Source organism: Ruegeria sp. HKCCD4315, assembly GCF_013112245.1.
Lineage (GTDB): Bacteria > Pseudomonadota > Alphaproteobacteria > Rhodobacterales > Rhodobacteraceae > Ruegeria.
This window is the reverse complement of record NZ_WVRN01000001.1, coordinates 3,312,050-3,329,828: the sequence shown is the minus strand read 5'-3', so window position 1 is coordinate 3,329,828 and position 17,779 is coordinate 3,312,050. Positions and strand designations below refer to the sequence as shown.

Genomic DNA, 17,779 nt, shown 5'->3' with positions numbered 1-17,779 from the left:
GCTAAAAATACCTTCGCCGAAGGCACAAAACCGCCGCGCAGCGGCACGCTTAATCTGGTGCCAGCATATAACCTGCGCCGCGGACGGTTTGCAGATATCTGGGTTGTTTCGGATCCTGCTCGATCTTGCGCCGCAGGCGCGTGATCTGTACGTCCACCGCGCGTTCCTGCGCCTGGCCTTTGTCGCGCCCCAGATCCTCGACCAGCTTCGCGCGGCTGATCGGTTCGCCGGGCTGGGCCGAGAAGATTTTCATCAACTGGCTTTCCGTTGCAGTCAGACGTACCGGCTCTTCACCCTGCCACATCTCGCCCCGCTCGATGTCATATCTGATCGGGCCAAGGTTGAGGATCTTTGCCGCCGTTTCCTCGGCAGGTGTTTCCGGCATCCTGCGCAGAATTGCGTTGATCCGCAGCAGAAGTTCCTTTGGCTCGAACGGCTTCGCCAGATAATCATCCGCCCCGGCCTCAAGCCCTGCAATCCGGTGTTCGGTTTCCCCTTTGGCAGTCAGAAGCAGGATGGGGGTGCTATGTGTCTCTCGCAGCGATTTTGTCAGGCTGACACCATCTTCGCCCGGCATCATCACGTCCAGAATGATCATGTCGAAATCCAGACCCGACAGGACCCGCCGCGCATGGGCCGCGTCCCGAGCCGCCGTGACCAAAAACCCGTTTCGCATCAGGAATTTCTTGAGCAGATCGCGAATGCGCTCGTCGTCGTCAACAATCAGCAGATGGGCGTCCATATCGCTCATGAGGTCGTATCCCGAAGTTTCGTATAGGCATGACGCATATCAGCATCCATCATTGCTTCAAGCACTTTGCGAAATCCGGCCACGGCTTCGGGACCGGCATCTTTGTAGGCCGCGCGCATTCGGGCGCGCTGCGCATCGGACAGAGTGGTTTCCAACGCCTGTCCCTTCTCTGTCAGAAATAGGTGGCGTTCACGTTTGTCCACTGTGCCAACGCGGCTTTCCACCAGCCCATCTTCGATCAAGGTTCGCAAAACCCTGTTTAGAGACTGCTTTGTGACTCCAAGGATCGCTAACAAGTTGTTGACCGTCGTGCCCGGCGCGCGGTTGATGAAATGGATCGCCCTGTGATGAGCGCGGCCATAGGCCATTTCGGTCAGGATGCGGTCAGGATCTGCGGTAAATCCGCGATAGGCGAAGAACATGGCCTCAATCCCCTGCCTCAATTGCTCATCGGTCAAAAACAACAGGCTCTCGCCCCCGTAACGCGGGGCAGGGCGGATGTCGGACATGGTACGCCTCATTCGTTACTCTGGGCCGAGTTTATGTCAGCCTTATTGACATTCCAAGGGTAGAGCGGTATCGAATCGCAGTTTTTGCGCAACATTATGTCCGCATCGGACCTAAGCGGCGCAACAATCGCAAATTCAACCCGGTTCAGGAGGTTTCGCATGGCGGGGTATGATGATCGTGATGGCACCATTTGGTTGGATGGCAAGCTGGTGCCCTGGCGTGAGGCCAATGTCCATATTCTGACCCACGCTATGCACTATGCGTCGTCCGTATTCGAAGGCGAGCGCGCCTATAACGGCAAGATATTCAAAAGCCGCGAACATTCCGAACGTCTGATCGCTTCAGCCGAAGCGCTGGATATGCCTATGCCCTATTCGGTCGATGAAATCGAAGCTGCGAAGGAAGAAGCGCTGAAAGCCAGCGGTCTGAAAGACGCCTATGTGCGTGCTCTGGTCTGGCGCGGCTCGGGCGAAGATATGGGCGTGGCATCGGCCAAGAACCCGGTGCGCATGGCTGTCGCGGTTTGGCCTTGGGGCGCTTATTACGGCGATGCCAAGATGCAGGGCGCAAAGCTGGACATTGCCGAATGGAAACGCCCCAGCCCTGAAACAATTCCGGTTCACGCCAAGGCCGCAGGTCTTTACATGATCTGCACCATCTCGAAGCACAAAGCCGAAGCCAAAGGTTGCTCGGATGCCTTGTTCATGGACTGGCGCGGGTATGTGGCCGAAGCAACCGGTGCGAACGTGTTTTTCGTCAAGGATGGAGAGGTTCACACACCCCTGGCCGATTGCTTTTTGAACGGTATCACGCGTCAGACAGTCATTCAGATGCTGAAAGACAAGGGCATCACCGTGCATGAACGCCGCATCAAGCCAGAAGAGATGGCTGATTTCGAACAATGCTGGCTGACCGGTACCGCAGCCGAGGTGACGCCTGTGGGGCAGATCGGCGAATATACATTCGAAGTGGGCGACCTGACCCGCGAGATTGCGGAAGATTACGAAAAGCTGGTTCGCTCGTAAGCTTTTAAACCCCCGCTTCGGCGGGGGTTTTCTGTGCAGAACGTGCACAACTTCGTGCAAATCGTCCTGTAGGCTGGACGATCTGCACATGTTGCGTATCTTTCGCGCATGTTAGATCTTCTCAGCGATATTCTCACGCGTCTGTCCCTGCGTGGCACGTTTTACTTCCGCACATCGTTCACACCGCCCTTCGGCATTCAGGTGCCGGGCTACGAAAACGTGGCGCGGTTTCATTTCGTGCAGCGCGGTGAGCTTAAAGTGCATGTCTCGACGACTGGCGAGACACTTAGGCTGCGGCAGGGTGACTTGATCCTGATTCCCCACGGTGCGCCGCACGCGTTGCTCTGTGCCGAGGTCAAGCCATTGGACGCGTTGCCTTTGGAACAGGTGCTCGAGGTGGCAGGCTACACAGGCGATGGTGTGCTGGTTTACGGCGGTCCTGACGACGAACGCGATACGCAGTTGATCTGCGGTCACTTTTCCTTCACGGGTCCAGCCGGACGGCAGGGCACTGGGCATATGCTGATCGACCGTCTGCCGCCCTACATCCTGATCGAAAACTACGGAGAGGAGTCCGGGGCCTGGATGGAATCGACCCTGCGAATGATCGGTTCCGAGGTCTCGGGCGCGAAAATTGGCGGCGACCTGATCGCGATGAAATTGTCCGAGGTGCTGTTCGCGCAGGCAATTCGGGTCTATCTGGAACGTCAGAGTCCGCAGGATTCAGCTTTGGCCGGGTTTGCCGATCTGCGCATCTCGCGGGCGTTGACCGCGTTCCATCAAGCCCCGGCTGAGGATTGGAGCGTCGCATCTTTGGCGCGAGAGTCCGGTATGTCACGCACTGCCTTTGCTCAGCTTTTTGCCGAGAAAATGGGAACGACGCCGATGCAATATCTCACAGACTGGCGGATGCAGATCGCCTGCCATGGTCTGACCGAGGCACGCTGGAACGTGGCTGATGCCGCAGCAGAAGTCGGATACGCCTCGGAAGCCGCGTTCTCGCGAGTCTTCAAAAAGCAGGTTGGTCTTTCACCGGCTGCATACAGGGCGATGCACTGATACACCAAAATTTACGAACGATCTGCATGAAATCAGAAACGGTCAGGAATTCAGCGTTCGGGATCACCAGATTAGCTTCCTTTCATCACTGGTTGAGGAAAGGAAAACCTTATGTCCCTTCGTTTTGTTACACGTTCTGTCCACGCGTATCTGGATTACCCGGTCGCCGTTGCCCTGATGACCTTGCCGTTCCTTCTGGGGCTGGGTCAGTCCAATCCGCTGGCCCTGTGGTTGTCTGTTGCAACCGGGGTGGCCGCCTTTGTTCTGACAGTTCTGACCGATCACCATCTGGGGATCTGGCGGGTTCTACCCTACAGGTTTCATCTGGCGGTGGACTTGCTGGTTGGCGTCACCTTTCTGTTTGCACCCAGTATCTTTGGTTTCACGGGTATGGATGCGGCGTTTTACTGGTTGAACGGTGCGGCTGTGGTGCTTGTCATCTCGCTCAGCGCGCCCGAGCAGGACGTCGCTGCCTGACGACGTTATCCACATCTGTCATGGTATCATCATGATACTGTCAAGAAACTGAGCCGCGGGTTTTACAAACTGGCGGCTCATATCGGCGCACCAATCGCGTGGTCGGAGAATCGATCACCAGACAGGAGAGCCTCACTATGACCAAGATCCTACGCCCAAACCGTCGTTCGTTTCTGGCGGGCAGCACCGCCTTTGCCGCTTCACTGGCCATGCCAGCCATCAGCCGCGCCGGATCGCGCCCCGTGTTCACACACGGCGTTCAGTCCGGTGACGTCGATACGACATCGGGCATGATCTGGACCCGCACGGATCGCCCCTCTCGCGTGATGATGGAAGTATCAACCACAGAAAGCTTCGCAGATGCCCGCACACTCCCGCCGATGGATGCCATCCCCAACAGCGATTTTGCTGTCAAACGTCTGGTCGAGGGGCTGCCATCGGATCAGGACATTTTCTACCGGTTCGTTGCTGCCGATCTGAGTGACATCAACACAATATCAGAGCCTATTATTGGCCAATTCCGCACTGCACCGACCTCGCGCCGCAACATTCGGTTTGCCTGGTCAGGTGACACCGCCGGTCAGGGATGGGGTATTGATGACGAAGGTATGCGCACCTACGCGACCATGGCGCAGCACAAGCCGGACTTCTTCATACATTCCGGTGACACCGTCTATGCCGACGGTCCTATGCAGGATGAGGTCGAAAAAGACGGCCAATTGATCTGGAAGAACACAACCCTGATCGACGAGAAACGCAAGGTGGCCGAAACACTGGACGAGTTCCGTGCCCAGTGGAAATACAACATGATGGACGAGCATGTGCGGGCCATGAACGCCGTTTGTCCGACCTTTTTCCAGTGGGATGACCATGAGGTTGTGAACAACTGGTCCGATGCGAAAGACCTGATTTCAGACGACCGATATACCGAGAAGTCGGTGCATGTTCTTCAGTCCCGCGCCGGACGTGCTTTCCACGAAATGACACCGTTGCGCATTACGCCGGCAGAGCCAGGTCGTGTGTATCGCAAGATTTCCTATGGTCCGATGCTGGACGTCTTCTTCCTGGACCTGCGCAGTTATCGTGGACCGAACGGCCCGTCGATGGAGGATGAAATCACGGATCAGTCCCGCATTCTGGGCGCGGAACAACTGGCATGGCTCAAGCAAGAGCTGGCAGGATCTCAAGCGACCTGGAAGGTGATCGCCTCGGACATGCCAATCGGGTTGATCGTCTGGGACAACTGGAAGGAACAGGCCGGAGTAGAGGCAATTTCGAACGGCGATAGCGGGCCGGCCAAGGGGCGTGAGTTGGAGATCGCGGACCTGCTGCGTTTCATCAAAACGGCTGGCATCACCAACACGGTCTGGTTCACCGCGGATGTCCACTACACCGCTGCGCACTACTATGACCCTAACAAAGCACAATTCCAGGATTTTGAACCGTTTTGGGAGTTTGTTTCAGGCCCGCTGCACGCAGGGACATTTGGTCCAAACACCCTGGACGGCACCTTCGGACCTGAGGTCAAATACGTCAAAGCGCCCGCCGAAGGGCAGGGGGTAAACCTTCCGCCCAGCGAAGGTCTGCAGTTCTTTGGTCTGGTGGACATTGACGGCGCGACCGAACAGATGACGGTTCGGCTGATGGACCGGGCAGATACCGAGCTCTGGTCGGTTACGTTGGACCCGCAGAATCGCGCGCTCTGATTTTTTATAAGGGCGTGTGTGCACCCCGAGAAATCCTCGGGGTGTTTTAGGGCTTGAAAATCCCGACTTAAATAGTCAGATTATGCTCAACGCCAGATGGTGTACCATCAAGCTTATGGTTTCGGGGCGGTTTGCAGGTTTAGCATGACTTTGGTGATAGCTTGCCGCCGCTCCGGAAACGAATCTGCCTAAACAGAACGAGGCTGAAATGAGCGAGTCGCTAGATGAAATTATGGCACGCCATGATGCGTTGGCTGCATGTGGATGCACTTGTTGCGACAGTGACTATTGCGCCTATGTCGACTGTCGAAAGCCGCGCCGTAAACAAACCGAAGCGATGCAGCCTGTAAGATCAAAACCTAACGATCTTACCCCACGCGCCTCGCTTCGAGAGATTGTTGAAGCGACCCTGAGCCGTTTTGGCTGAGTGACGCAGGCCAACGGGCCTACGTTAAAAAAGGGTCAAAAATCCACGCCGCGCTGGGCCTTGATCCCCGTTTGGAAAGGGTGCTTTTCCTCAGTCATTTCGGTCACAAGATCGGCATAGTCACGCAGGGCTTGGGGCGCGTCGCGGCCCGTCAGAAATACACTGGTTTTGTCCGAACGCGCGTTCAGGCCGTCGATGACTTGCTCAACTGATAGATACTCGTACCGCAAGGCAATGTTGATCTCGTCCAGAACGACTAGATCGTATTCGCCGCTGGACATCAGGGCGCGCGCCTTGTCGAAGGCGGCGTTTGCGGCAGCGATGTCGCGTTCGCGATCTTGCGTGTCCCAGGTGAAACCTTCGCCCATCGTGTGCCATGTCACCAGATCGCGTTCTTCGAAGAAACGACGCTCGCCTGTTTTCCACTTGCCCTTGATGAACTGCACCACGGCGACTTTCTGACCCCAGCCCAGGGCGCGTATGACCACGCCAAAAGCGGCCGAGGATTTACCTTTGCCCTTGCCGGTGTTGATCAGAACCAGACCGCGACCGGGATCCACTGCCTCGGACACTTTCTTGCGGTGCTTGGCCTGCACCTGCTGCATCTTTTCCTTGTGATCCTGCGCTTCGCTCATGGGGGAACCTCTTTGATTGTCCGGCCCAAACTAGGGGAAGATTACAAAAGGTAAAGTCACGCTTTGGGGTCTGTGACCGACCGGGCTTTGCCCCGCTCGAGCCCCAACTGGTGTTCGCGCCAGATTACAACGACATTGCCTGCGATGACCAAAGCGGCCCCAATCAGGATTGCAAGCGTTGGCAGTTCGTCGAACCAGACATAGCCAATCACAATCGCAAACAGCATGGTCGCGTAGTCATAAGGTGCCAGCATCGAAGCCTGACCAAAGCGATAAGAGGACGTCACCAAAATCTGCGCAACCCCGCCGATCAGGCCCATCATAATCAGTATTAGAGCCTGATTCAGCGTTGGCATCGACCATCCCCAGAACGCAGTCAGCGCCGATAGCAGCGTCGCAGTCATCGAGAAATAGAAGACGATGGCAGCTGGGTGATCAACCTTGACCAGTTGTCGGATATGGATCTGAACAAAGGCGCGCGCGACAGTAGCGCCCAAAACGCATAGCGCACCAATGGTGGCCGCAACCTCCATCTCGGTGCTGCCCAAGCGTGGCCAAATCATGATCAGGACCCCCAGCAGACCAAGCGCCACCGCGCCGATACGGATCAGACGAATGCGTTCGCCCAGCATCACGGCGGCCAGAATCAGGGTGAAGATCGGTGTGGCATAGCCTATTGCCGTCACCTCGGGCAGGGGCAGCAGGCTTAGGCCGGTAAAGGTAAGCCCCATGGCGCTGGTGCCCAGAACACCGCGCCAGAAATGGCCCATGGGTTTCTTGACCACAAAGCCCTTGGACAACTCACCGCGCGCGATGAGCCAGAGGATGATGACGGGAATCGCGAACAGGGACCGGAAGAACACCAATTGGCCCGGTGGGAATTCATCCGATAAAGCTTTGACCAAGGCGGACATCGACGTGAACAGGAACAGCGCGCCCAGTTTCAGCGTCACAGCCAGCAGAGGTCGATGCGATGTTAAGGGTTTTGTCATCGGCGCGAACCTGCGCCTTTGGCGGACAAAGATCAACGGGTGGGTTTAGTCGTTCACCCAGGATTGAGGCAGAGAATCGCCGATTTCCTCGGCGAATTCTTCGAGAAAACGGATCATACGTGCGGTGCGTTGTTCCGCAATCTGTCTGCCGGTCTGTGTCAGCATGTCGCCCGGCAGCCTCAGCAGTTTGACTTTCCAATGGTCGAGTGAGAAATGCAGGTCGTCCAAAGGCCGGTTTTGGGCAAAGGGATCTGCCGCGTCATACAAAGTGCGCCCCAAAGCACCTGAAACGGAAAAGTTGCGTGCGATGCCTATGGCGCCCAAAGCATCAAGCCGATCCGCATCGCGCAGGATGCGTGCCTCGGCCGTTTTTGGAGCAATATTGGCCGAGAAACTATGGGCTTCAATTGCGTGCTGGATGGCTCGAACCTGGTTCGAGTTATACCCCAAACCCTTCAGAATAGGCTCTGATTCCACTGCGGATTTGCGAGATGCCAGATGCCGGTCTGGATCATCCTTTGGCAGATTTACCAGATCATGCAGATAACTTGCGGCCAGCAGCACGGACATATCGGTTTGATCATCCGCGATGGCCTGAGCGTTGGTCCAGACCCGATCCAGATGGGCCAGATCATGAGCCGGATCCGTTTCCATGCGATGCGCGACCACCGCACGCAAGCGCGTGCGCAGATCAGCCGATCCGTCCACGGTTCTCTCCGATCTGACCGCGATGCAGAAGCAGGTGGTCGAGGATCACGCAGGCCATCATCGCCTCGCCAACCGGAACGGCGCGGATGCCGACGCAGGGGTCGTGGCGGCCTTTGGTGATGATCTCGGTCTCTTCGCCTGACTTGGTGATCGTCTTGCGTGTGGTCAGGATCGACGACGTAGGCTTCACGGCAAAGCGCACAACGATGTCTTGCCCGGTCGAGATACCACCCAGAATGCCACCGGCATGATTCGAGCTGTATTGCGGGCCGTTCTGGCCCATGAAGATCTCATCCGCGTTGGCTTCGCCGGTCAGTTCAGCGGCCGCCATGCCTTCGCCAATTTCGACACCTTTGACGGCGTTGATAGACATCATCGAAGCGGCCAGATCAGTGTCTAACTTGGCGTATACGGGCGCTCCGATTCCTGCTGGAACACCGCGCGCGACGACTTCAACGACCGCACCGACCGAGTTGCCGGACTTGCGCAGATCGTCCAGATACGCGGCCCAGTCTTCGGCAGCTTGCGCATCGGGTGTCCAGAACGGGTTCTTTTCGATCTGAGACCAGTCAAAGTTCGCACGGTTGATTTTGTGCGGTCCGATTTGCGTCATATAACCGGTGACTTGTACATTCGGCGCGATCTGTTTGATCGCCTCTCGCGCCAGCCCTCCGGCAGCAACACGCGATGCGGTTTCCCGCGCCGAGCTGCGCCCGCCACCTCGATAGTCGCGGATGCCGTATTTCTGCCAATAGGTGATATCGGCGTGGCCGGGACGGAACTTGTCCATGATATCGCCGTAGTCTTTTGACCGCTGATCGGTATTCTCGATCATCAACTGCACCGGTGTGCCGGTGGTCTGGCCTTCGAACACGCCGGACAGGATCTTTACCTGATCCGGTTCCCGCCGTTGAGTGGTGAATTTGTTCTGACCCGGTTTGCGCTTGTCTAGCCAGTACTGAATCATGGCTTCGTCGATTTGAACGCCCGGAGGGCAGCCGTCGACCGTCGCGCCTAATGCGGGACCATGGCTTTCGCCCCAGGTGGTGACGCGGAAGAGGTGTCCAAAGCTGTTCATCGACATGGGGCGTGCTCCTTTGCGGGTTGTGATTAGCGGGCAAGGCCCCCGGCCTCAAGCGGATTTGGTCTTTGATGACGTGAACGCCGCCCGGTGGGCGGCGCATTTGAGTATTTTTGAAAAGATGAAGCTTAGGCGGCCTGCGCGACTTTCTCGCGGGTATCCGTGATCATCAGTGCGGCCTGAGCCGCTTCGCGCCCTTTCTGAACGAAATGGTCGCGGTAGATCGCGTTGTGGTGGTCGGTTTCCTGATACTGGTGCGGTGTCAGCGAGACCGACAGGACAGGAACGCCTGTGTCCAGTCCGGCGCGCATCAGGCCATCAACCACGGCCTGCGCGACGAAATCGTGGCGGTAGATGCCGCCATCCACAACAAAGGCGGCGCACGCTACGGCGGCGTATTTGCCGGTTTGGGCCAAGTCGCGGGCCAACAGAGGCATTTCGAACGCGCCGGGAACGTCGAAGACATCGACCTGATCGGCGGGGATGAGTTCGAGGAAGCCGTCAAGCGCGCGGTCGACGATGTCGGAGTGCCATTTGGCTTTGACAAAAGCATAGCGGGTGTGTGTCATTATGATCTCCTTTCGCAACAGACACGTCACCCAAGGCGATCACGGGCAAGCACGCCGATTGCCGGCGTGTTGCACGTTCTCTTTCATCCGGACTGTAACCGTCGGCTCTGGCCTCTCACCAGATCTGCTTGACACCCTTTGGCGCTTCCACACTTTGTCCGAAAACCGGTTGCCGCTCTTCGGATCGTGGACACGTCTGGGCCGCTCGCGGGCTTACGGGTCGTCGCCCGCATACCGCCGGTGGGGAATTCCGCCCCGCCCTGAGAACAAGACGGACCTTGCATATCTTGGGTCTGGTCTGCAAGAGATTTGGCAGGAGGACCGCCATGCACCCGAACCCCGCCTTTCGCGCCGACGACCGCACGCGCCATATTGCGTATGCACGTGAACGAGGATTCGGCGTTTTGGCCTTGTCGACAGATGGTGCCCCGCTGTTGAGCCATGTGCCGTTTCTTCTGTCCGAAGATGGTCTGGTGGCTGAACTGCATCTTGTCCGCTCAAATCCCATCGTGCGCGCCTTGGGAACGCCGAAAGCGATGAAGATCGCGGTGCAGGGGCCGGATGGGTATATCTCGCCGGATTGGTACGAGGTCGAGGATCAGGTGCCAACCTGGAATTATGTGGCCGTGCATTTGACCGGGCAGCTGGAGCTGCGCCCGCAGGAGGAGCTGTTGGATCTGTTGAACCGGCAATCAGCCTTCTATGAAGAGCGCCTGCAACCAAAGCCTCCGTGGGATACGGCAAAGATGTCAGACGAGGCTCTGACCAAAATGATGCGGATGATCGTGCCGTGCCGAATACAGGTCGAGGATGTTCAGGGCACATGGAAGTTAAGCCAGAACAAGCCTGATGATGTGCGCTTGCGGGCGTCTGAACAGGTTGCGTCGTCGGGGATCGGGTCCGAATTGAGTGTTCTGCAAGAGTTGATGCGCAACGCCTAGCCGTCGGCGAAGTGTGGGCTTTCGTTTTTGTGGACCTCCTGTAAGGTCGGCACAAACAGGGAGCCTGCCGATGAAACTCTACCACAGTCTGACCTCGCCCTATGTTCGCAAAGTCATGGTATTGCTGCATGAAACAGATCAGCTTGAAGATGTTGAGCTGGAGACAGTGGCCGGAACACCGATCTCACCGGCTGAGCCACTGGTTAGCAAAGCACCGTTGACAAAAGTTCCAGCGCTGGAGCGCCCGGACGGGCCTACCTTGTTCGACAGCCGGGTAATCTGTGCGTTTCTGGATGCCCGTGCTGGTGGAAAGCTTTATCCCGAGGGCGCAGGTCGCTGGGATGTTCTGACACTCGAAGCGCTTGCTGACGGCATTCTGGATGCAGCCCTTTTGATGACTTACGAAGACCGCCTGCGTCCCGACGACAAAAAGTGGGATGCCTGGATTGAATCGCAGTGGGTCAAGATTGAACGGGCCTGTGCTGTACTGAACCAACGGTGGATGGCGCATTTGTCGGGCCCGTTGGATATGGGGCAGGTCGCCGTCGGCTGTGCGCTGGGCTATCTGGATCTGCGCCACGATGCGCGGGGGTGGCGCAAGGGCAATGACGCGCTTGCCAAGTGGTTTGCGGAGTTTGGCGAGCGGCCCAGCATGGTGGCCACCCGCCCTCAGGGCTAAAGCATCCGCAGCCGCGTCTGAGTCACTGGCTGAACGTCGCCAGATACGCGGCGATATCTTCCGCACCTTTCTTGAGTTTGACGCTCATGTTCGGGCGGGCGGTGTCGTCGTCGAGATAAACCTTGATGAACCCGATCGGGTCTTTGGAATAGGCGGCGATGTTTTCTTCGGTCCAGACCAGACCTTCTTCACCGGCGCGGATCATGTCGTCGGTGAACATGCCGATGGGCAGGCGTTCGCTGCCATAACGGTAGTCATTCTCGGATCCGGCAACCCGTCCGATGACGCCATAGAGATTCGGCCCGGTGATTCCGCCTTTGACCAGAACTTTTCCGTCTTTGATGATCGCGTGGCATGACGAGCAGCGGTTATACATCGCCTTTCCCTTTTCGGGGTCACCTGCGGCAAGGGTCTGAGTGGACAGGGCCAGCGTAAATAAAGCTGTGGTCAACAGGGTTTTTGGCATAGGGGGTCTCCTGACAGGAGTTCGCGCGTTTTGCCCGCTGTCCTGTATTCGCGCAAAAAGTGCAACGGGGTAAACCTGCACAATTTGCAATTTAAATCATCTATTTGGGGAATATGATTTTGCAGAAAACAATCCCGTTCCCGCCGGTTGGATTGTGAACATTCAAGGCGCAATTCAGCGTTACATGGCTGGAACGCTCCGCGCCTGCTGGGCGTCGTCTTTGGTGTCTGCTGGCAATCGAATCAAAGCAGCCTGATTCGACCTGATCAACAAAGTTGAGCGCAAGATTCACCAAAAAAACGGTCTCGTTCCCTAAATGAAGCGGCACATGCGGCGTATTGCGCGTTTATGAACGCTGGACGAACACTATTCTCCCCGATAGTAAGCGCGTTTAAGACGCCGCTTTCACGCGGTGCGCGAGCTTTTTGCCCGTCCGCGGGCGCCAGACAATCGGAGATAACCTCGTGTCCCACGCAGAAGACCACGAAGGCACCCGCAGAGATTTCCTGTATTACGTCGCTGGCGGCGCAGGTGTCGTTGCGACGGGTGCAGCCGTATGGCCCCTGATCAACCAAATGAACCCGTCAGCAGACGTGCAGGCGCTTTCGTCGATCCGCACGGATGTAAGCGGGGTTGAGCCGGGCACACAGCTGACAGTTAAATGGCTGGGTAAACCCGTGTTTATCCGTCACCGCACCGGTGCCGAGATTGCCGAAGCCCAGCAACAAGACGAAGAAGCCGTTGGCAACTTGCCTGATCCGCTGGCGCGTAACTTCAACCTGAACGCAGATGCACCTGCAACAGACGCCAACCGCGTCATGCCGTCGCCCGAAGGCGAAGCCGAGGGTGCCTGGATCGTTCAGATGGGCGTTTGTACGCACCTTGGATGTGTGCCGTTGGGTGATGCTGGCGACTTTGGCGGTTGGTTCTGCCCATGCCACGGCTCGCACTACGATCTGGCAGGCCGGATCCGTAAAGGTCCCGCGCCTGAGAACCTGCCTGTTCCACCTGCGGAATGGGTCGACGCAACAACCATCAAACTCGGCTAAGGGAGACCCAGTTTATGTCCGGAATTCCCCACGATCATTACGAGCCGAAGTCTGACGGCGAAAAGTGGCTGAACAGCCGCCTTCCCATCGTCGGCCTGCTGTATGACACCCTGATGATCCCGACCCCCAAGAACCTGAACTGGTGGTGGATCTGGGGCATCGTCCTGGCGTTCTGCTTGGCGCTGCAAATCGTTACCGGCATCATTCTGGTGATGCACTATACGCCGCATGTCGATCTGGCCTTTGCCAGTGTTGAGCACATCATGCGTAACGTGAATGGCGGTTACTTCATCCGTTATCTGCACATGAACGGTGCTTCGCTGTTCTTTGTTGCGGTCTACATTCACATGTTCCGCGGCCTGTATTACGGCTCGTACAAAGCCCCGCGTGAAATCACTTGGATCATCGGGATGCTTATCTACCTGATGATGATGGGTACCGCGTTCATGGGCTACGTTCTGCCTTGGGGCCAGATGTCCTTCTGGGGCGCGACCGTGATCACCGGCCTGTTTGGTGCGATCCCGTTTGTGGGTGAAGCAATCCAGACCTGGCTGTTGGGCGGGCCCGCTGTGGACAACGCCACGCTGAACCGCTTCTTCTCGCTGCACTACCTGCTGCCGTTTATCATTGCGGCGCTGGTCATCGTGCATATCTGGGCTTTCCACACCACCGGCAACAACAACCCCACGGGCGTTGAAGTGCGCCGTGGTTCGAAAGCCGAGGCCGAGAAAGACACATTGCCGTTCTGGCCCTACTTCGTGATCAAGGACCTGTTTGCGCTGGCCGTGATCCTGGTCGTGTTCTGGGCAATCGTCGGCTTTATGCCGAACTACCTGGGCCACCCGGACAACTACATCGAAGCCAACCCGCTGGTCACACCTGCACACATCGTTCCGGAATGGTACTTCCTGCCCTTCTACGCGATCCTGCGGGCCTTCACTGGCGAGGTTTGGGTTGTACAATTCGCAAGCTTCATCACCGGCGGTATCATCGATGCCAAGTTCTTCGGTGTGATTGCGATGTTTGGTGCGATCCTGGCCATGGCGCTGGCGCCCTGGCTGGACACATCGAGCGTGCGTTCGGGAAAATACCGTCCGATGTTCAAATGGTGGTTCTACCTGCTGATCATCGACTTCTTTGCCCTGATGTGGCTGGGTGCGATGCCCGCGGAAGAGCCTTATGCGACCTTCTCGCTGATCGCGTCTGCCTACTGGTTCGCCTATTTCTTCGTGATCCTGCCGATCCTGGGTGTCATCGAAAAACCGCTGACCCCACCGGAGACCATCGAAGAAGACTTCAACGCGCATTATGGCAAGGCTGACGCCGAAGCCACGCCGGCCGAGTAAGAAGAGGGACCGGATACCATGTTCAAGAAACTTGCAATCGGCGCTGCGTTTGCTCTGGCCCTGACCCCTGCTGCATCTTTTGCGGCAGGTGGTGGCGATCAGCATATCGAAGATTTCGCCTTTTCGTTCGAAGGTCCGTTTGGCACCTGGGATCAAAACCAGCTGCAACGCGGTCTGCAAATCTATACCGAGGTTTGCGCAGCCTGCCACGGCCTGCAATATGTTCCTCTGCGCGATTTGGAAGCGCTGGGTTACAACGAAGAGCAGGTCATCACCTATGCGGCGGACAATTTTGAGGTTTTTGACCCTGAATTGGACGATTTCCGCCCTGCGATCCCGACCGACCACTTCCCGGCCAATACAGCCGTTGGCGCACCTGACCTGAGTCTGATGGCCAAAGCCCGCGCAGGCTTCCACGGTCCTTACGGGTTGGGCATCAACCAGCTGGTCAAAGGCATGGGTGGCGCGGAATACATCGCCTCGTTGCTGGACGGCTATACTGGCAAGGAAAAGGAAGAGGCAGGCACCATCCTGTACGAAAACACCGCCTTCCCGGGTGGCTGGATTTCGATGGCCCCGCCGCTGGCAGAAGATCAGGTCGAGTTTGCCGATGGTCACCCCGCCAGTGTCGAAGCGATGTCCGAAGATGTTTCTGCGTTCCTGATGTGGGCGGCTGAGCCCAAGATGATGGACCGCAAGAATGCAGGCTTCGTTGGCGTCATCTTCCTGTCTGTTCTGTCAGTCCTGCTGTATCTGGTGAACAAGCGCCTGTGGGCGCCGCACAAAGGCAAACTCCGTCCTGAGGATTGATCCTTTTTCGGAGTTAGAAATCGAAACCCCCGCGCCACCCGGTTGCGGGGGTTTTTATTTGCGAGGTTGCTTGCAAGGGGCCAGCCCCTTCTTGGCCTTTGGCCAATTCAACCCCGAGGTATTTTGGACCAGATGAAGGGCGGATCAGACGGTGAGTTGGTCTGCAGTCTGTCCGGTGATCGCAGCCGTCACAATCTGACCTTCGGGCTGAGGCGTGGCGAAGGACACTTCGGTGAATTGCTCGGTCCGGCCCATATGGGGGTTTTCCATCAGGATATGATGGGTTTTGCCGATCTGTTCCGATAGGTGCTTTGCGACCTGAGCATCACCGGCCGCGCGCAGTCGCGCCGCGCGTTTTTTGATCACCGTTCCATTGACTTGCTGTGGGATCCGCGCAGCGGGCGTGCCGTCACGCTTGGAGTATGGGAAGACGTGCAACCAGGTGAGATTGCAGTCTTTGACCAGCCTAAGCGAGTTTTCGAAATGCTCTTCGGATTCCGTCGGAAATCCCGCGATAATATCGGCACCAAATGTCATGTCAGGGCGCAGCTTACGGGCGTCTTCGGTGAAGCGGATCGCATCGTCGCGCAAGTGGCGGCGTTTCATCCGTTTCAGAATCAGGTCGTCCCCGTGCTGAAGCGACAGGTGCAGGTGCGGCATCAGGCGTGGCTCGGTCGCGATGGCCTGCATCAGGTTCTCGTCGACCTCGATCGAGTCGATCGAACTGATCCGAAGGCGCGGCAGGTCGGGCACCAGTTTGAGGATGCGCATCACCAGATCGCCCAGCCGGGGCTGTGCGGGCAGGTCGGCCCCCCACGAGGTCAGATCGACCCCGGTCAGAACCACTTCGTTATAGCCCTTGTCCACCAGGCGCTTGATCTGGTCTACGACCACACCTGCGGGCACGCTGCGCGAGTTGCCACGGCCATAGGGAATGATGCAGAAGGTGCAGCGATGATCACAGCCGTTTTGAACCTGCACGTAGGCGCGTGAGCGTGTGCCAAAGCCGTCGATCAGGTGGCCCGCCGTTTCGGTCACGGACATGATGTCGTCGACCTGAACTGCTTCGGTTTCACCGATGAAATCGGCGGCCAAGCCGTTCCAGGTGTCTGGCTGCATCTTCTCGGTGTTGCCGATGACTGCGTCGACTTCAGCCATGGCGGAGAAGGTTTCTGGTTCCGTTTGCGCCGCGCAGCCGGTGACGATCAGACGGGCGTTGGGATTTTCGCGCCGCAGCTTGCGGATCTCTTGCCGGGCTTTGCGGACTGCCTCAGCCGTCACCGCGCATGTGTTCACCACCACAGCATCGGTCAGACCTGCCTGCTGTGACAGCTCTTTCATCGCCTCGGTTTCATAGGCGTTCAGGCGGCAGCCCAAAGTGGTGAATTTGGGCGGGTTCATCCCAAAGACCCCAAGAACTCAGGGGTGAGGGTGCCCGAGAAGACATGCGCTGTTGGGCCGGTCATCCAGACTCCATCCTCGCGCCAGTCGATCCAGATCGTGCCGCCATCCAGCTCGATCTGAACTTTGCGCCCCGTTAGACCGCGCCGTGCTGCTGCAACTGCTGTCGCACAAGAGGATGAGCCAGACGCCAGTGTGATCCCCACACCACGCTCCCAGACGCGCATACGGATATTATCCGGGCCGATCAACTGTGCGACCTGAACATTGGTGCGCTCAGGGTAGAGTGGATGGTGTTCGTAACGCGCGCCAAACTCGGTCAATGGAATTGCCTCGGCGTCTTCGACAAAGAAGGTGCAATGCGGATTGCCCATACCGGTTGCCGTAGGCGCGCCTTCGATTGGCAACTCCAGCGTGTCCATCTCTTCTGCCAGCGGTATGTCCTGCCAGTCCAGTTGAGGCTGTCCCATGTTTACCGAGGTCAGACCATCGCCGACATCTTTCGCAAAAAGGGCGCCGCGTTCAGTTGTCAGGGACAGTTCAGATTTTCCGGTCTCATCCATCAGAAACCGCGCGATGCAGCGTGTGGCATTGCCACATGCGGCCGAGGTTGATCCATCGGAATTGTAGAAGATCAGATGCGCGTCTGCCTGTCCGTTTTCAATCACGGCCAGTTGGTCGAATCCCACGCCAAACTGTCGATGGCCGATTCCCTTTGCAAGAGCCGGGGTGATCCGGGAATCGCGGGCGCGCGCATCCACGATGACAAAGTCATTTCCCAGCCCGTGCATCTTCATGAAGGGCAAACCGGTGTCGAGTCTCTGTTGCATAGCGGCGATATAACCCTGGTCAGAACATGAATCCACCCTGTTGCGCAGAATCGTGAAAAAAGGGGTTGACCCCCCTGCGACACCTGCCTAATTAGGCCGCCTATCGGGTCGCCGGAAACACAAGATGTGATGGTGAAACGAGGCGCAAAATAAGGGCTTGAACCTGATCAGGGAATTGCCTTAAAGAGCGCCACGGATCGAAGAGATCCAGCAAAAAGAGTGGGCCGTTAGCTCAGTTGGTAGAGCAACTGACTTTTAATCAGTGGGTCGCAGGTTCGAATCCTGCACGGCTCACCACTTTTTCATACTGTATCAAA

The 17,779-nt window shown here is 57.4% G+C and carries 20 protein-coding genes, 1 tRNA gene and 1 riboswitch; of the genes, 11 read left to right on the top strand and 10 right to left on the bottom strand.

Annotation, left to right across the window (positions count from 1 at the left end; all coding sequences use genetic code 11):
* Positions 1-49 precede the first annotated feature (49 nt).
* Together GS646_RS16555 and GS646_RS16550 are read right to left on the bottom strand one after the other, a co-directional pair.
* Positions 50-751, bottom strand: a complete 702-nt coding sequence (locus tag GS646_RS16555; RefSeq protein ID WP_171184518.1) for a response regulator — start codon at positions 749-751, stop codon at positions 50-52.
* Positions 748-1,260 carry a MarR family winged helix-turn-helix transcriptional regulator gene (locus GS646_RS16550; RefSeq protein WP_171184516.1) on the bottom strand — a complete coding sequence of 171 codons (513 nt, stop codon included), beginning with the start codon at positions 1,258-1,260 and terminating at the stop codon, positions 748-750. The genes GS646_RS16555 and GS646_RS16550 overlap by 4 nt, the downstream gene beginning before the upstream one ends.
* A 159-nt stretch (positions 1,261-1,419) precedes the next feature.
* Between GS646_RS16550 and GS646_RS16545 the strand changes: the two genes are divergently transcribed.
* The 5 genes from GS646_RS16545 to GS646_RS16525 all read left to right on the top strand — a co-directional run bounded on the left by GS646_RS16545 (position 1,420) and on the right by GS646_RS16525 (position 5,955).
* Positions 1,420-2,286 carry a branched-chain amino acid aminotransferase gene (locus GS646_RS16545; protein WP_171105773.1) on the top strand — a complete coding sequence of 289 codons (867 nt, stop codon included), beginning with the start codon at positions 1,420-1,422 and terminating at the stop codon, positions 2,284-2,286.
* A 108-nt stretch (positions 2,287-2,394) separates the two neighbouring features.
* Positions 2,395-3,345, top strand: a complete 951-nt coding sequence (locus GS646_RS16540) for an AraC family transcriptional regulator (RefSeq protein ID WP_171184512.1) — start codon at positions 2,395-2,397, stop codon at positions 3,343-3,345.
* Between the two features lie 111 nt (positions 3,346-3,456).
* On the top strand, positions 3,457-3,822 hold the full coding sequence (locus GS646_RS16535) for a hypothetical protein (protein ID WP_171184510.1): 366 nt from the start codon (positions 3,457-3,459) through the stop codon (positions 3,820-3,822).
* A 137-nt stretch (positions 3,823-3,959) separates the two neighbouring features.
* Positions 3,960-5,528, top strand: coding sequence for an alkaline phosphatase (locus GS646_RS16530; protein ID WP_171648259.1), 1,569 nt, complete (start codon positions 3,960-3,962; stop codon positions 5,526-5,528).
* Positions 5,529-5,736: 208 nt separating this feature from the next.
* A complete protein-coding gene (locus GS646_RS16525) occupies positions 5,737-5,955 on the top strand; it encodes a hypothetical protein (RefSeq protein ID WP_171184506.1) in 219 nt (72 codons plus the stop codon).
* Positions 5,956-5,990: 35 nt separating this feature from the next.
* Here the strand turns inward: GS646_RS16525 and cobO are convergent, their stop codons facing one another.
* The 5 genes from cobO to GS646_RS16500 form a co-directional block, all read right to left on the bottom strand.
* Positions 5,991-6,590 carry a cob(I)yrinic acid a,c-diamide adenosyltransferase gene (gene cobO / locus GS646_RS16520; protein WP_171184504.1) on the bottom strand — a complete coding sequence of 200 codons (600 nt, stop codon included), beginning with the start codon at positions 6,588-6,590 and terminating at the stop codon, positions 5,991-5,993.
* 56 nt (positions 6,591-6,646) lie between these two features.
* The gene (locus tag GS646_RS16515) at positions 6,647-7,582 is read right to left on the bottom strand and encodes a DMT family transporter (RefSeq protein WP_171184502.1); all 936 of its coding nucleotides are present in this window, start codon (positions 7,580-7,582) and stop codon (positions 6,647-6,649) included.
* 45 nt (positions 7,583-7,627) lie between these two features.
* Entirely contained in the window at positions 7,628-8,290 is a 663-nt protein-coding gene (locus GS646_RS16510; protein ID WP_371732098.1) for an HD domain-containing protein, read from the bottom strand.
* Positions 8,274-9,374, bottom strand: coding sequence for a chorismate synthase (aroC, locus tag GS646_RS16505; protein WP_171648261.1), 1,101 nt, complete (start codon positions 9,372-9,374; stop codon positions 8,274-8,276). Before aroC ends, GS646_RS16510 begins: the two co-directional genes overlap by 17 nt.
* 125 nt (positions 9,375-9,499) lie before the next feature.
* A complete protein-coding gene (locus GS646_RS16500; protein WP_171184494.1) occupies positions 9,500-9,940 on the bottom strand; it encodes a 6,7-dimethyl-8-ribityllumazine synthase in 441 nt (146 codons plus the stop codon).
* 71 nt (positions 9,941-10,011) lie between these two features.
* Positions 10,012-10,212, bottom strand: a riboswitch (FMN riboswitch).
* Between the two features lie 54 nt (positions 10,213-10,266).
* Between GS646_RS16500 and GS646_RS16495 the strand changes: the two genes are divergently transcribed.
* Both GS646_RS16495 and GS646_RS16490 read left to right on the top strand, forming a co-directional pair.
* Positions 10,267-10,881, top strand: coding sequence for an FMN-binding negative transcriptional regulator (locus tag GS646_RS16495; RefSeq protein WP_171648263.1), 615 nt, complete (start codon positions 10,267-10,269; stop codon positions 10,879-10,881).
* A gap of 70 nt (positions 10,882-10,951) precedes the next feature.
* Positions 10,952-11,560 carry a glutathione S-transferase gene (locus tag GS646_RS16490; RefSeq protein ID WP_171184490.1) on the top strand — a complete coding sequence of 203 codons (609 nt, stop codon included), beginning with the start codon at positions 10,952-10,954 and terminating at the stop codon, positions 11,558-11,560.
* A gap of 22 nt (positions 11,561-11,582) precedes the next feature.
* Here GS646_RS16490 and GS646_RS16485 read toward each other — a convergent pair whose 3' ends face one another.
* Entirely contained in the window at positions 11,583-12,026 is a 444-nt protein-coding gene (locus GS646_RS16485; protein ID WP_171184488.1) for a cytochrome c family protein, read from the bottom strand.
* A 464-nt stretch (positions 12,027-12,490) separates the two neighbouring features.
* Here GS646_RS16485 and petA point away from each other — a divergent pair, with 464 nt between their 5' ends.
* From petA to GS646_RS16470, 3 genes are read left to right on the top strand one after another with little or no spacing between them, the layout of a single operon-like run.
* Complete coding sequence (gene petA / locus GS646_RS16480) at positions 12,491-13,075, top strand: ubiquinol-cytochrome c reductase iron-sulfur subunit (protein WP_171093027.1); 585 nt, start codon at positions 12,491-12,493, stop codon at positions 13,073-13,075.
* 14 nt (positions 13,076-13,089) lie between these two features.
* Entirely contained in the window at positions 13,090-14,421 is a 1,332-nt protein-coding gene (gene petB / locus GS646_RS16475) for a cytochrome b (protein ID WP_171093028.1), read from the top strand.
* An 18-nt stretch (positions 14,422-14,439) separates the two neighbouring features.
* Entirely contained in the window at positions 14,440-15,231 is a 792-nt protein-coding gene (locus tag GS646_RS16470; protein ID WP_171093042.1) for a cytochrome c1, read from the top strand.
* A gap of 144 nt (positions 15,232-15,375) precedes the next feature.
* Here GS646_RS16470 and mtaB read toward each other — a convergent pair whose 3' ends face one another.
* Positions 15,376-16,632 carry a tRNA (N(6)-L-threonylcarbamoyladenosine(37)-C(2))-methylthiotransferase MtaB gene (gene mtaB, locus GS646_RS16465; RefSeq protein WP_171184487.1) on the bottom strand — a complete coding sequence of 419 codons (1,257 nt, stop codon included), beginning with the start codon at positions 16,630-16,632 and terminating at the stop codon, positions 15,376-15,378.
* The gene (gene dapF / locus GS646_RS16460; RefSeq protein ID WP_171184486.1) at positions 16,629-17,462 is read right to left on the bottom strand and encodes a diaminopimelate epimerase; all 834 of its coding nucleotides are present in this window, start codon (positions 17,460-17,462) and stop codon (positions 16,629-16,631) included. Before dapF ends, mtaB begins: the two co-directional genes overlap by 4 nt.
* Before the next feature lie 221 nt (positions 17,463-17,683).
* On the opposite strand from dapF, the gene GS646_RS16455 reads away from it, so the two are divergent.
* A tRNA-Lys gene (locus tag GS646_RS16455) sits at positions 17,684-17,759 on the top strand.
* Positions 17,760-17,779 lie beyond the last annotated feature (20 nt).